This is a genomic window from Xaviernesmea rhizosphaerae (genome assembly GCF_001938945.1).
Lineage (GTDB): Bacteria > Pseudomonadota > Alphaproteobacteria > Rhizobiales > Rhizobiaceae > Xaviernesmea > Xaviernesmea rhizosphaerae.
This window is the reverse complement of sequence record NZ_MKIO01000033.1, coordinates 55,907-69,098: the sequence shown is the minus strand read 5'-3', so window position 1 is coordinate 69,098 and position 13,192 is coordinate 55,907. Positions and strand designations below refer to the sequence as shown.

At 65.7% G+C, this 13,192-nt stretch carries 12 protein-coding genes and 1 pseudogene; 2 read left to right on the top strand and 11 right to left on the bottom strand.

The features are described from left to right. Positions 1 to 11: 11 nt before the first annotated feature. From BJF92_RS15495 to BJF92_RS15470, 6 genes and pseudogenes are all read right to left on the bottom strand, one after another. On the bottom strand, positions 12 to 260 hold the full coding sequence (locus tag BJF92_RS15495; RefSeq protein WP_075635661.1) for an exodeoxyribonuclease VII small subunit: 249 nt from the start codon (positions 258 to 260) through the stop codon (positions 12 to 14). Positions 261 to 264: 4 nt separating this feature from the next. Continuing rightward, positions 265 to 1,194, bottom strand: coding sequence for a histone deacetylase family protein (locus BJF92_RS15490; RefSeq protein ID WP_075635660.1), 930 nt, complete (start codon positions 1,192 to 1,194; stop codon positions 265 to 267). A gap of 104 nt (positions 1,195 to 1,298) precedes the next feature. Beyond that, positions 1,299 to 1,610: a nucleotidyltransferase domain-containing protein gene (locus BJF92_RS15485; protein WP_245294779.1), complete on the bottom strand. Its 312-nt coding sequence runs from the start codon at positions 1,608 to 1,610 to the stop codon at positions 1,299 to 1,301. Positions 1,611 to 1,686: 76 nt separating this feature from the next. Beyond that, positions 1,687 to 2,250 (bottom strand): biotin transporter BioY, encoded by a 564-nt coding sequence (locus BJF92_RS15480; RefSeq protein WP_075635658.1) that lies wholly within the window; start codon positions 2,248 to 2,250, stop codon positions 1,687 to 1,689. Between the two features lie 316 nt (positions 2,251 to 2,566). Further along, a complete protein-coding gene (locus tag BJF92_RS15475) occupies positions 2,567 to 3,187 on the bottom strand; it encodes an energy-coupling factor transporter transmembrane component T family protein (RefSeq protein WP_078058098.1) in 621 nt (206 codons plus the stop codon). Between the two features lie 74 nt (positions 3,188 to 3,261). Next, positions 3,262 to 3,936: pseudogene (locus BJF92_RS15470) on the bottom strand (energy-coupling factor ABC transporter ATP-binding protein); the annotation flags it as partial. A gap of 194 nt (positions 3,937 to 4,130) precedes the next feature. Between BJF92_RS15470 and BJF92_RS15465 the strand changes: the two are divergent. Continuing rightward, the gene (locus BJF92_RS15465; RefSeq protein WP_075635656.1) at positions 4,131 to 5,321 is read left to right on the top strand and encodes a winged helix-turn-helix domain-containing protein; all 1,191 of its coding nucleotides are present in this window, start codon (positions 4,131 to 4,133) and stop codon (positions 5,319 to 5,321) included. A 21-nt stretch (positions 5,322 to 5,342) separates the two neighbouring features. Here the strand turns inward: BJF92_RS15465 and aroC are convergent, their stop codons facing one another. Next, on the bottom strand, positions 5,343 to 6,461 hold the full coding sequence (gene aroC / locus BJF92_RS15460; RefSeq protein ID WP_075635655.1) for a chorismate synthase: 1,119 nt from the start codon (positions 6,459 to 6,461) through the stop codon (positions 5,343 to 5,345). Between the two features lie 127 nt (positions 6,462 to 6,588). Continuing rightward, complete coding sequence (locus BJF92_RS15455; protein WP_078058095.1) at positions 6,589 to 9,297, bottom strand: EAL domain-containing protein; 2,709 nt, start codon at positions 9,295 to 9,297, stop codon at positions 6,589 to 6,591. A 371-nt stretch (positions 9,298 to 9,668) separates the two neighbouring features. On the opposite strand from BJF92_RS15455, the gene BJF92_RS15450 reads away from it, so the two are divergent. Beyond that, the gene (locus BJF92_RS15450) at positions 9,669 to 9,929 is read left to right on the top strand and encodes a DUF1344 domain-containing protein (protein WP_075635654.1); all 261 of its coding nucleotides are present in this window, start codon (positions 9,669 to 9,671) and stop codon (positions 9,927 to 9,929) included. Positions 9,930 to 10,022: 93 nt separating this feature from the next. Here BJF92_RS15450 and BJF92_RS15445 read toward each other — a convergent pair whose 3' ends face one another. From BJF92_RS15445 to BJF92_RS15435, 3 genes are all read right to left on the bottom strand, one after another. Then, positions 10,023 to 10,607: a histidine phosphatase family protein gene (locus BJF92_RS15445; protein WP_075635653.1), complete on the bottom strand. Its 585-nt coding sequence runs from the start codon at positions 10,605 to 10,607 to the stop codon at positions 10,023 to 10,025. A gap of 314 nt (positions 10,608 to 10,921) precedes the next feature. Then, on the bottom strand, positions 10,922 to 11,740 hold the full coding sequence (fabI, locus tag BJF92_RS15440; protein ID WP_075635652.1) for an enoyl-ACP reductase FabI: 819 nt from the start codon (positions 11,738 to 11,740) through the stop codon (positions 10,922 to 10,924). Positions 11,741 to 11,954: 214 nt separating this feature from the next. Then, complete coding sequence (locus BJF92_RS15435) at positions 11,955 to 13,121, bottom strand: DnaJ C-terminal domain-containing protein (protein ID WP_075635651.1); 1,167 nt, start codon at positions 13,119 to 13,121, stop codon at positions 11,955 to 11,957. Between the last annotated feature and the right edge of the window lie 71 nt (positions 13,122 to 13,192).

Here is a 13,192-nt window from a genome sequence, read left to right as displayed (position 1 = left end):
AAGGAACCCGCTTACGCGCCGTCGAGCGGCTCGGTGCCGGTGGGCTTGCCGGCGCGGTCGAGCCGGATTTTCTCGATCCGGTCTTCGGCCGCGGAGAGCAGCGCCTCGCAATGCTTCTTCAGGGCTTCGCCACGCTCGTAATAGGCGATGGACGTGTCGAGCGCCACGTCGCCGCGTTCCAGCGCCGAAACGATCGCCTCCAGCTCCTCCACGGCCTTTTCAAAGGAAAGGGCGGAAATCTCGCTCTGCGATACGGCCATTGGTCTACCCTCTCATCATGCGGAAAATATGCGTGCCGGCGGATTCCGCCAGGCCTTCGAGGTCGTAGCCGCCTTCCAGCAGGCTGACCAGACGATTGCCGGCATATTTGCCGGCGAGATCGAGAAGCCGCCCGGTCGCCCAGTCGTAGTCCTCGGCCACCCAGTTGAGCTGGGCCAGCGGATCGCGGTGATGGGCGTCGAAGCCGGCGGAAATGACGATCAGATCCGGCCGGAAGTTTTCCAGCGCTGGCAGGATGCGGCTCTTGAACGCCTCGCGGAACTGGTCGCCGGCCGTGTGCGGCGAAAGCGGCGCGTTGACGATCGTGCCGTGCTGGCCCTCCTCGTCCTTGGCGCCGGTGCCGGGATAGAGCGGCATCTGGTGGGTGGAACAGAAGAGCACCGAGGGATCGTCCCAGAAGATGTCCTGCGTGCCATTGCCGTGATGCACGTCCCAGTCGACGATGGCCACGCGCTCGGCCCCATGGACCTGCTGCGCATGGCGGGCGGCAATGGCGGCATTGTTGAAGAAGCAGAAGCCCATGGCCTTCTCCTTCTCCGCATGGTGGCCCGGCGGCCGTGCGGCCACGAAGGCATTGTCGGCCTTGCCGGTAAAGACGGCATCCACCGCCGCCACCGCGCCGCCAATGCCCGTCAGCGCCGCCTGCAGCGAGGCCGGACTTGCATGGGTGTCGGCCTCGAAGGAGTTGATACCCTCTTCGGGGATCACCGACATCACCTGGCGCAGATGGCTCTCGGGATGGGCGAGCAGCACGAAATCCTCGTTCGCCTGCGGCGCCTCTTCGCGCTTGAGCGGCGCGAAGCGCTCATGCTCCAGAGCGAGCGCCAGCGCCTTCAGCCGCTCCGGCCGCTCGGGATGGCCTGCGGGCACCAGGTGCTGAAGAAAGATCGAATGTTCGAGAAGCAGCGTCGTCATGGCGCGAAACTTAGGGCGCCGAGGCCAGTGGGTCCAGCGCCGGACGGGCGTGGGGCATGGCTTGTCCCAAGAAAAAGGGGGCGCAAGTTTCGCCGTGCGTTTAGCTAAAGGCTGTCACGCAGAAATTCCTCCAACCGCTCCGCCGTCAGGTCGTCTTCGAAAATCAGGTCGTAGGGAATATCCACGCCGCGAAGGCTCTCGGCGACGATGCGCTCCGCTGCAACACGGTGGCATCTGTCTATGGGGCCGCGCACCAGAAGATCGATGTCGGAATGAAGCCTGAAGTCGCCGCGGGCAAAGGAGCCGACGGGCTGTATGGACAGGCCAGCCTCGGCGGCCCGCTTACGGATTTCGTCGACCGCATGCCGCGCACGACCATGGCGCTCGGCCTGCCTTTTTGCCGTCAGGGCCTCCATCCTGTTCATGTCTCTCTCCATCGCGCGGCCAGTCTGTAATATCGGGCACGCAGCCGGAAGCGGCAGATCGGCGCCCTCAGCCCCGCTGCGGCAGCAGCGGATAGCCGACCATGACCGAGCGGGCGGCAAGGGCGGCGATCGCCACCTTGATAAGATCGCCGGGGATGAAGGGCAGTTGCCCGAGGAGGGCGGCGGGCAGGGCGATGCCCTTGGCATAGGCGAGCCAGAGCGTGCCGAAGAGATAGACCACGCCGACGCCGCCGATCAGCGCAGCGAGCGCGAAGCCGAGGATCTGGCGGGCGCCGCCCTGGCTGTCGCGAACGAGGCGCTCGGCGATCAGGCCGGTGACGAAGGCGCCGGCGACCCAGCCGAAGATGTAGCCGGCCGTCGGGCCGGCGAGGATGGCGAGCCCGCCGCGTCCGCCTGACAGAACCGGCAGGCCGAGCGCCACCATCAGGATGACGAGCAGGAAGGTGAGCGCGCCGCGCTTGGCGCCCAGAATGCAGCCGGCCAGCATCACGCCCATGGACTGGGCCGTGATCGGCACCGGCAAGAGACCGATCGTCACCGGCGGGACCAGGCCGAGAACGACGACGATGGCGGCAAACAGGGCGATGAGGACGAGATCACGGCTCGACATGGCGGAAGGCTCCTTCGGCAAAGGGCCGATGCCGGCTGGCGCGCCGGTTTCGGCAGGGTGTCGCGGCCGTCACGCCCAGTGGCGGCCAGATTGGCAAGGTGGATCATGATGATTGACGGCCTGTCCGGCTTTAAATCATCATGACCTCAATCAAAAGGATAAAGGGAGATTCCAGACGAAAACTGCACGCAATTTTCGCCATCCCGCTCGATCAGCAGGTTTTGGTTGCGGCAAGCATCGCTTTGCGCTGCTCCCATGTTCTGCCGGGGTGCTAACCGTTTCGGAGCCCTCCGGCCCTGCCGGATATCGCCTGTGCTCAGCCCTTCCTGACTTTGTGGCCGCGCAACCCGCGCGCGTCAATGGCGCGGGCAACATCATCCGCCTCTTTCAGCGTCAGCACGATCAGCGCCGGCAGCGTGCGGTGCCAGCGTGGTGTGATGCCGCGGGCGCGGTGGGCGGCGGTGAGTGCCTGATGGCGCTGCGCGATTTCGGGCACGAAGCGCAGGACGAGGCCGACCGCCAGGGCCACATCCTCGGCGCGGGCGAGACCCAGACGCTCCAGCGGGCGCAGCGCGACGGTCAGCGCCGCCATCATCTCGGCGATCCCCGTCGTCGCCGTCACCGCCCCCGCCAGCAGCACCAGCGCGGTGACCCTGACGAAGGCGACCAGCCCGGCCTCGGGCGATTGCAGCCAGGCCGTTGCCGCCGTCAGAATCAGGATCGTCAGCATCAGCCCGCCGAGCCGGGCGCGAATCGCGCACCAGGAAAGCCGCAGCATCACGAAGGGCAGAGCGCAGAAGGGCAGCGCCAGCGTGAGCACCAGCAGACTATCGGTGATCGACAGCAGAATGCCGGCCACAAGCAGCAGGGCCAGCTTGTGGCCGGCGCGCAGGCGGTGCATCCAGCTGTCGCCCTCGACATAGAGGCTGGTCAGCATGCGGCCCCCTCGGCCCTGTTCGCAGCCGCTTGCGCAGCCTCAGGCTTGGCCGCCGCGCCATCTTCATCCGAACCGGCCGCCACGGCCTCATAAGTGCGGATCACTGCCTCGGCCGGCCCGTCGGCGATCAGCCGCCCTTCGTGAAACAGGAGCACGCGCTTAAAATCCGCAATCAGCGGCAGGTCGTGGCTTACCACGATCGCCGGCTTGTCCAGACCCGCGATCGCCGCGATCACACGGCGCCGGTTCTTCAGGTCGAGCTGGTTGGTCGGCTCGTCGAAGATCACCAGATCTGGCTCGGTCACCAGAACGCTCGCCAGCGCCGCCAGATGCAGTTCCCCGCCTGAGAGCTCATGCACCCGCCGGCGGGCGAGCGCCGCGATGCCGAAACGCTCGAGGATGGCCTCTGTCCGCGCCTGTGCTTCTGCCTTTGGCATGCCGCGGCTGGTCAGCCCGAGCGCGATGTCGTCGGCGACAACAGGCAGGATCACCTGGTTCTGCGGGGTCTGGAAGATGAAGCCCACGGCGCGGGCGGCCGCTGCCGGGTCGGCCGCCGTGTCGATGCCGTTCACGGTCACCGTGCCGCTCGTCGGGGCCTGCAGGCCGTTGATCAGCCGCGCGAAGGAGGACTTGCCCGAGCCATTGAGCCCGATCACGCCGATCCTGTGTTCGCTGAGCGTTAGCGTCAGCGGCTCCAGCACGCGGCGGTCGCCATAGCTCAGGCTGCAGGCGGAAAAGCGGATGTCCAAGGCGATGCGGATCCTGTCTGGCACAAGCGGGTCGAAAGCGGCCTTATAGAGCATGTCGCGTGGAAATGCGCTGCCGATTTCCGCCTTCGGGACGCGGGTGAATGGCGGCGGCGGGGCGGTGGCAAAGGGGGAAAATCCGGTCGATTGCGCGGGAGGTATTTGAACAAAGGAAGAACGAATGCTAGGCTGGCTGCATGACGCTTCGCCTCTCGAACCCCACCGCCCGGCTGCTTTTCCTCGCGCGTCAGGGCCTTGCCGATCCGCCCGGGCGCAAGCTCGACCGGGCGGGGCTTCTCTCGCTCATCGACCGTCTCGGCTTCGTTCAGGTCGACAGCATCCAGACGGTGGAGCGGGCGCATCACCAGATCCTGTTCTCGCGCGCGCAGACCTACCGGCGGGAGGATCTCGTTCATCTGCTGGAGGGCGAACGCAGCCTGTTCGAGAACTGGACCCATGATGCGGCCCTGATCCCGACGCGCTTTTATGCGGCGTGGAAGCATCGCTTCCGCCGCCGCGCGCCGATCCTGCGCGAGCGCTGGCGCCGGCTGCGGCCAGATGGATTCGAGCCGGTGGTGGAGGATGTCCATCGCCGCATCCGCGAGGAGGGCGCGCTGCTCTCGCGCAGCTTCGAGGCGCCCGACCATAAGGGCGGCGGCTGGTGGAACTGGCACCCGGCCAAGACCGCGCTCGAATTCCTCTGGCATACGGGTGAGATCGCCATCAGCCGGCGGGAAAATTTCCAGAAGGTCTACGATCTCTCCGAGCGGGTGATTCCCCCGGCGCATTTCGAGGCCGAAATCAGCGAGGCGGATTTCATCGACTGGTGCTGCCGTGAGGCGCTGGCCCGCCTCGGCTTTGCCACATCAGGCGAGATCGCCGCCTTCTGGGATCTCGTCACGCCGCAGGAGGCCAAGGCCTGGGTGGAGGCCCATCGCGGCGAACTCGTGCCCGTCCTGGCCGAAACCGTGGACGGCAACGCCCGCGCCGCCTTGGCCCTTGCCGATCTCGAGGCGAGGCTGCCTGACCTGGCGCCGCCACCGGCCCGGCTGCGCGTGCTCAGCCCCTTCGATCCCATGCTGCGCGATCGGGCACGGGCCGAGCGCCTGTTCGGCTTCTTCTACCGCATCGAGGTCTTCGTGCCCGAGGCCAAGCGGGAATATGGCTATTATGTCTTCCCGCTGCTGGAGGGCGACCGCCTGGTCGGGCGCATCGACATGAAGGCCAACCGCAAACAGGGCGCGCTGGAGGTCAAAAAGCTCTGGTGGGAGCCGGGCTTGCGCGCCTCCGCCGGCCGGCATGAGCGGCTGGAGGCAGAGCTTGCCCGCCTCGCGCGATTCTCCGGTCTGGAGCGCGTCATCTGGCTGGCGGGCGCCGCGCCGGTCTGAGACCGCGCGGACGGCGTTCCTTTAGTCTTGGAGCGCGTGCCCGGCGGATAGCCGTCCGGTCTGGCCGCGGTCGCGCAGATAGTGGTCGGCGATGGCGCAGGCCACCATGGCCTCGCCGATCGGCACGGCGCGGATGCCGACGCAGGGATCGTGGCGGCCCTTGGTGCGCACATCGACATTGTTGCCATCGGCATCGATCGAGCGGCGCTCGGTGAGAATCGACGAGGTCGGCTTGATGGCGAAGCGGGCGATGACGGGCTGTCCCGTGGAAATGCCGCCGAGAATGCCGCCGGCATGATTGGACAGGAAGATCGGCTGGCCGTCATTGCCCATCCGCATCTCGTCGGCATTCTCCTCGCCGGTGATCTCGGCCGCGCCGAAGCCATTGCCGATCTCCACGCCCTTGACGGCATTGATCGACATCAGGAGGGCGGCGATGTCCTGGTCCAGCTTGGCATAGATCGGCGCGCCGAGCCCCGCCGGCACACCCTCGGCCACCACTTCGACCACGGCGCCGACGGAGGAGCCGGCCTTGCGGATCGTGTCGAGATAATCCTCCCAGACGGGAACGGTCTCAGGATCCGGGCAGAAGAAGGGGTTGTTGTCGATCTCGGCCCAGTCCCAGCGGGCGCGGTCGATCTTGTGCTTGCCGATCTGCACCAGCGCGGCGCGCACGGTGAGGCCGGGCACGACCTTGCGTGCCAAGGCGCCCGCGGCCACGCGCGCCGCCGTCTCGCGCGCCGAGGAGCGGCCGCCGCCGCGATAGTCGCGGATGCCGTATTTGACGTCATAGGTGTAGTCGGCATGGCCCGGACGGTAGCGACGGGCGATCTCTCCATAATCCTTGGAGCGCTGGTCGGTGTTCTCGATCATCATCGATACGGGCGTGCCCGTGGTCGTCAGCGTCTGCCCGTCCTCGCTCGGCATGACGCCCGAGAGCACCCGCACCAGATCCTCCTCGCGCCGCTGCGTGACGAAGCGCGACTGGCCGGGCTTGCGCTTGTCGAGGAAGGCCTGGATCTCGGCCAGCGTGAAGGTGAGGCCCGGAGGGCAGCCATCGACCACGCAGCCGAGCGCCGGTCCATGGCTCTCGCCCCAGGTGGTGACGCGGAAAAGATGGCCGAAGGTGTTGTGAGACATGCAATCAAACCGGAAATGCGGCCGGGCGCCGGCCGGGCCTGTTGTGCGTGCCGCTCTCTTAGCGCATGTCGTGGAAAAGTGGCACCCGGTTTTTCGAGAGGCGCGGCGGCGCGGCCGGCGAGGCCGCTCAGGCGACGATCAGTTGCCGACGCGCCTTTTCGTCGAGCATGTATTGCAGGAAGGCGTCGGGCGGAAGCGGGCGGGAGAAGACATAGCCCTGCAGGGTCGTGCAACCGAGCTCGGCCAGCATCGCCGCCAGTTCCAGCGTCTCGACCCCCTCGGCGGTCACCGTGAGGTCGAGCGCGCGGCCGATCTCGACGATCGAGCGCAGCACCCGGCGGGCGCTCGGCTCGGTCAGGATCGGCATCACCAGCCGCCGGTCGATTTTCAGCCCGTTCGGCTTGGTGCGCAACAGGCCGAGGATGGAGGTATGGCCAGTGCCGAAATCGTCGATCTCGATGGCGATGCCCAGCGCCTTCAGTCCTTCGAGATTGGCACTGACGGTCTGGCTGCTCTCGTCGAGGAAGATCGATTCCACCAGCTCGAATGTCATGCGGCCGGCGGGGATGTCGATGGCCTTCAAGGAATCGAGCAGGTCGGGATCGGCCAGCCGCCGGGCCGACACGTTGACCGAAAGCCGGGGCAGCGTGACGTTATGAGTGGCCCAGTGCAGCTGATCCGTCAATGCACGGCGCAGCGCGACCGCATCGATGAGCGGCACCACTCCGATCTCTTCGGCGACCGGCAGGAAGGCAGCCGGCGCCAGCAGGCCCTGGCGGGGATGGTTCCAGCGGATCAGCACCTCCGCACCCACCATCCGGTGGCTGCGCGCATCGACCTGCGGCTGGTACCAGGCCACGAATTCGTTGCGTTCCAGCCCTTCCATGATCTCGTCGGCCATGCGCTTGCCAACGGTGACCGCGCTCTGCAGGGCTTCGGTGTAGACCTCCACGCGATTGCGCCCGTTCTGCTTGGCGCGGTAGAGCGCAACATCGGCGTTGATCATCAGCGCGGCGGCGTCCTGTGCCATCGGCCCGCCCAGGGCGATGCCGATGCTCACCCCGCTGCGGCAGGTCACGCCGTTGTGCTGATGGGGCTGGCGCATGCGCTCGACGATCTCGTCCGCCAGCGCCGTCAGCGCCTGCCGGTCGGGCGCGGGCGAGATGACGATGACGAACTCGTCGCCGCCGATGCGCGCGACCAGATCCCGGGATGTCACGCACTGACGCAGCACCTGCGCCGTATGGATCAGCATGGCATCCCCGGCGGCATGGCCGTGCGTATCGTTGATCTGCTTGAAACGGTCGAGGTCGAGGTGAAGCAGCGCCGTTCCCGCCAGCCCTCCCGCGGTGTGCGCGATTTCGGCCAGCTGCCGGTCCAGTTTGCGCCGGTTGCCCAGAGCTGTCAGCGGATCGTGATAGGCGTTGTGCTCGATCAGGCTGTTGGCCTCCGCCAGCGCATGGTTGCGCGCCTCGGCCACGGCATGGGCCTTGCGCAGCGCTTCGGCCTTGATCACGTCGTCGGTGATGTCGACGCTGATGCCGATCAGCTTCATGCGGCCAGCGGCGTCCTGGTGTGGCGCGCCGAAGCTGCGGATATGGCGCAGCCGTCCAAACGGCAGGACCACGCGATACTCCATGCGATAGTCCTTTTCCTGCAGCAGCGCCTGACGCAGCGCGATCAGGCAGGGCGATACATCGTCGGCATGCAGGGTCTTGCGAAATTTCTGCAGGCTGATCACGCCTTCCTGGGCGCTGCGCCCATGCAGCGTGTACATGCGGTCGTCCCAGGTCTGGATTTCGGTGTCCGGGTCCAGATCCCAGACACCGATGCCCGAGGCGCTGAGTGCGAAGTCCAGCCGCTGCGACAGGCTGAGCACCTCGCGCTCGCGGCGTTCAAGTCTGGTGCGCGTCTCGCGCCGGTCCTTCACCAGCATGCTGACAAGGAAGGCGACGGCGCCGCTTGCCGCCATGCTCACCGCGATCAGCCGGTCGATCATCGCCGCCTCGGGTGGCGGCACGGCCCAGCCCCCCTGCGGCGTGGCCGCCATTTCCCAGCGCCCGCCATGCAGATCCAGCACCCGCGTCACCGGATTGTCGGAGAAGATTGCATAATGGCCGAAAAACGGGTCCTGGGCACGGTTGTTAAGCGACACGTCGCGGATGGCCACGCTGATCGCCTGAGCACCCGCCTCCTGCTGCTGCCCGTCGCTGCTGTCGTAGCGGCGCGCCATGCGCAGCAGGTGATCCGCATCCATGGCGCTTTCGATCACGCCCCAAAGCCGGCCCGGCATCCCGGCCTCGTCATAGATCGGCACGAAGATTTCAAAGGCGGTATGGCCGCTGGGCAGGCGCACGGGGCCGAAGATCGATGGCTTGGCATGCTTGCGGGCGCGCTCGATCGCTCGGCGCATGGCCGGGAAACGGTCGAGCCGCAGCTGGCGGATGCTGTCGATCTCATCGGGGTTATGCGCCGATACCAGCGTGGCCTGGTTTTGAGGGGCAACCGAGATGCGCAGCAGATCCGCGTGGCGCGCGCGGATAAGCGGAGCCAGCCTGTCGAAGACGGGCTCGGCATTGCGTGTGTCGGTCGATATGCTGTCAGCCAGGCCGTTGAGCGCCGTCATCCGCAGGCGGATGTCACTCTCGATCTGCGTGGTAATCAGGCTCAGCTGGCTATCGACCTTGATGCGCAGCTCCCGTTGGAACATGTCCGTTTTCTGGGCGCGGAACAGCGCGCCGACGGCGAAGACGAGCGCGATCGCGCAAAGGCTTGACAGGGCCGAGAACCGCACGAGCCGGGTCAGAGCCAGGATCGATCTGACGGTGTCTCTCAAAACGGCCCCTATTGCTTGAAGGTGATGAAATCTGGCCTCAAGCTAGAAGGAAAGCGCTAAGCTTTTCCTAAGCGGGTTATGCAGCCGCATGAGTCTGCAACCGTGGCAGAAATTCGGCAGATCTTGTTAACTGATTGTATACCTTACGAATTAGTTTTGACGGTTCATCGATTTGTCACCACATCGGGCGATTTTCGCCACAATGACACGCCAAACATCGCTCCGTGCCGAACATGCATCGTTTCGAGACAAGCCCGTTTCACCGCCTCGCGGCGTACAGAAATCGGCTTCGGGCAGGTTTGAGCGGCTTTTATCGATGTCCAAGGGTGATGCGGGCCGGCAGCGATCGGCCTTTCGGTGAGGAGAGCGGGATGCGTTTTGTTGTAGTGACCCTGATGGCCGCAGCCGCCGTCTTCTCGCCGCTGGCGGCCTTCGCCGAGAGCGCGGATGTGGAAGCGACCATCACCAGCGTCGATACCGACAAGCTCAGCCTTCATCTCGATGACGGCAAGAGCTACCAGGCGCCCGAGGAATTTGACTTCGACGGGCTGAAGGCCGGCGTCAAGGTCGTGGTCTTCTACACCGAAGTCGACGGCAAGCGTGTCATCAACGATCTGGAAATCGTCAAATAAACAGCGCCGGCTTCGCAGCGGATGGGGCCGTCGTCGATTGGTCCTGTCCGTTGCCTCCCAGGCAAAGGCACCCGTGCTGCGCAGCCACCTTGTCTAGAGCCAGCCAATCGCGCCGTCGCGCAGCAGCAGGATCCGGTCCTGCGGAATGGCGCCGAGTGCGGCCTCGTCTCCATCCATGCCGCCCACCAGCTTGAACAGGCTGCGGATAACGCCGCCATGGCAGACGCAAACGGTCGGCCTGTCGACCTCGGACAGCCAGGACGCCACCCGCCATGAGAGGATCTCATAGCTTTCGGCCTCCGCGCCGGGCGGCAGGAAGTCCCATTTGGACGCATCGCGCGCGGCGAGCCGCTGCGGATCGCGGGCCTCGACCTCCGGCAGCGTCAGCCCCTCCCAGTCCCCGAACGAGACTTCCTTCAGCCGTGCGTCGGTGCGGTAGCCATCGGGGGCAAGTCCCATTGCGGTTCGCAGCCGCTCCATCGTCTCGCGTGTGCGCCATAGCGGGCTGCTGACATAGTCGAAATGGGCCGCATCGGCGCCGAGCAGCCGCCCGAGGGCTTCGCCATTGCCGGTGGCCTGCTGCCGTCCCAGGTCGTTCAGGGCAATGTCGCGCTGGCCCTGCAGGCGAAGTTCGGCATTCCAGTCGGTCTGGCCATGACGGATGACATAGATCAGCACGTGGCACGGTCTCCCTTGCTGGCATCGGACGGCTTCAGGCCGCCGGCCGATGTCCTACGGTGGTTCTGCGCGGCTTCCAGAGCATGTCGCGCAGACGTGGTTACCGGCTTTGCGATAACGACATGTGACAAAACAAAGACTTAAAGCATGTAAGGTGAATCTGAAAGATCGCAATATGCTTTAAGACAGGTCAATGTCCAAGGGGAGGGGCTTTTGCGCGGGGCCGCGCTTTTGCGGACATGGAAAAGGCGGGCTGCCGTGATGGACATGCCCGCCTTTCGTAAAAAGACCCTGCTGATGCGGGATCGACTGGATCAGTCCTTGACGACGCTGATATCAGGCGCGTCCACCGCCTTCATGCCGACGACATGATAGCCGCTATCGGCATGATGCACTTCGCCGGTGACAGAGCGCGAGAGATCGCAGAGGAAATACAGGCCGACATCGCCGACTTCTTCGATCGTGACGGTGCGGCGCAGCGGGGCGTTATATTCGTTCCACTTGAGAATATAGCGGAAATCGCCGATGCCCGAGGCGGCGAGCGTCTTGATCGGGCCGGCCGAAATGGCGTTGACGCGGATGTTCTTCGGGCCGAGATCCACGGCAAGATATTTGACGCTGGCTTCGAGCGCGGCCTTGGCGACGCCCATGACATTGTAGTTCGGCATCACCTTTTCGGCGCCGTAATAGGTCATGGTCAGAAGCGAGCCGCCCTCGGTCATCAGCTTCTCCGCCCGGCGCGCGACCGAGGTGAAGGAATAGACCGAGATCTGCATGGTCTTGGCGAAATTGTCGGGCGAGGTATCGACATAGCGGCCGGTCAGCTCGTCCTTGTCGGAAAAGCCGATGGCATGGACCAAAAAGTCGATCTTGCCCCAGAGCTTCTCGATATTGTCGAAGACGGCGTCGATCGAAGCCTCGTCGGAGACGTCGCAATGGCCGGCCATCACGGCGCCGATTTCGGCTGCCAGGGGCTCCACGCGCTTCTTCAACGCGTCGCCCTGGTGGGTAAAGGCGATTTCGCCGCCCTGTGCATGGATGGCCTTGGCGATGCCCCAGGCAATGGACCTGTTGTTGGCGACGCCCATGATGATGCCGCGTTTGCCCGCCATCAGGCCGCTCGTCTGGGTCATTCTCTAGCCCTCGATACGCTTGTCCGCCGGCGCAAAAGGCCTGGACATCAAGATTTGATGCATTGAAAAGGGCCTGCCGCCTGGCTTGGCGGGCGGGCCCGTTTCCTCAGATTTGGCTATGGCATAGGCCCTGCGGCGGTTCAAGCGCGGCCCGGATCAGGAACTGTTAGTCCCCGTAATAATGGGTCAGTCCCGGCGAAGCGTCATGGAGCTGTTACAAAACCAGACCGTTCTTCTGGCTGCGCATGAGATCGATGAGCCTTTCGTCCGGCTTGTCGCCCAGCGACAGCCGAAGCGTGACGACAAGATCGCCGCGCCGGCCATGACCGTCATCGAGCCCTTGGCCTGCCAGGCGGAAAGGCTTGTCCGGTCCCGTCCATGGCTGGACGGTCAGAACCTTGTCGCCGGAGAGCGTGGGAACGGTGAGCTTGCACCCCAGAACGGCATCGCCGAGAGCGATCGGCACTTCGGTGCGCAGATCGTAGCCGTCGATCTCAAAGCGGGGATCATCCATGGCGCGAATGTAGACGACGAGATCGCCCGGCAGATGGCCCGGCAAGCGATAGCCTTGCTCCTTGAGCTGGAGCACGCTGCCATCGGTGGTGCCCGGCACCAGCGTGACGCGGGCCACACGATCCTCGGGCAGGGGCACGTCGACCTTTTCGCGCCGCATGATTTCCGCGATCGTCACCTCGACGGTGGCGAAGAGGTCGGGGGCTTTCGGCTGCCCTGCGGGCTTGGGCTTCTGCAGCCCTTCGCGCAGGCGCCGCATCAGCCCGCCGATCGTGCCGCGTTCGCCATCGCCGGCATCTGCCTCGCCGGCCGGGAATTCCGCATCGGTTTTCACCTCTGGCTCGGAACGGCGCGAGGCCTGGCTGCCGGACTGTTGCTGCTGTTGCTGGTTGAAGGCATGCACCGAGGCGGGCTGTGGCCCGGCCTCCTGGGCGGTAGCAGGTCCCTGCTGATATTGCGGCGATGCGGTCGCGCGCTCCGGTTCGGGCGCAGGCGCGTGGTGGCGCGGCTGGGCCGCGCCGCCGCCGGCCGCACGGGCGCGCACCCGGCTTTCGGAGGCGAAGATGCGGCTCACCGCCTCCTCGGCGGTTTCCGCATCCACTGTCTGCTCCTTGAAGCCCATGCGGCGCTTCATCTCTTCCATGCGCCGCAGATCCGCGGCGCGCCGGGCCTCGTCATAGCGGTTGCGCAGGGTGGGGTCGCGCAGCACCTCATAGGCGCGGCCGATCTCGGCAAAGCGTGCGGCGGCCGTGGGATCGTCAGGATTGACGTCGGGATGGACAGTCTTCGCGAGATTGCGGAAGGCGGCCTTGATCTCTTCCGCGCCGGCATTGCGGCGCACACCCAGAGTGGCATAGGGATCGCGCATGTCTCTCGTTCGCTCCGCTTCCTGCCCGCAAAGGCTGCCGGGGGCGGCGAAAACGACGCTGCGTCATCTCC

Bases quoted from the DNA above. Each gene is read 5' to 3' on its own strand.
- BJF92_RS15495 (WP_075635661.1), bottom strand. From the start codon at position 260: ATGGCCGTATCGCAGAGCGAGATTTCCGCCCTTTCCTTTGAAAAGGCC.
- BJF92_RS15490 (WP_075635660.1), bottom strand. From the start codon at position 1,194: ATGACGACGCTGCTTCTCGAACATTCGATCTTTCTTCAGCACCTGGTG.
- BJF92_RS15485 (WP_245294779.1), bottom strand. From the start codon at position 1,610: ATGGAGGCCCTGACGGCAAAAAGGCAGGCCGAGCGCCATGGTCGTGCG.
- BJF92_RS15480 (WP_075635658.1), bottom strand. From the start codon at position 2,250: ATGTCGAGCCGTGATCTCGTCCTCATCGCCCTGTTTGCCGCCATCGTC.
- BJF92_RS15475 (WP_078058098.1), bottom strand. From the start codon at position 3,187: ATGCTGACCAGCCTCTATGTCGAGGGCGACAGCTGGATGCACCGCCTG.
- BJF92_RS15465 (WP_075635656.1), top strand. From the start codon at position 4,131: ATGACGCTTCGCCTCTCGAACCCCACCGCCCGGCTGCTTTTCCTCGCG.
- aroC (WP_075635655.1), bottom strand. From the start codon at position 6,461: ATGTCTCACAACACCTTCGGCCATCTTTTCCGCGTCACCACCTGGGGC.
- BJF92_RS15450 (WP_075635654.1), top strand. From the start codon at position 9,669: ATGCGTTTTGTTGTAGTGACCCTGATGGCCGCAGCCGCCGTCTTCTCG.
- fabI (WP_075635652.1), bottom strand. From the start codon at position 11,740: ATGACCCAGACGAGCGGCCTGATGGCGGGCAAACGCGGCATCATCATG.
- BJF92_RS15435 (WP_075635651.1), bottom strand. From the start codon at position 13,121: ATGCGCGATCCCTATGCCACTCTGGGTGTGCGCCGCAATGCCGGCGCG.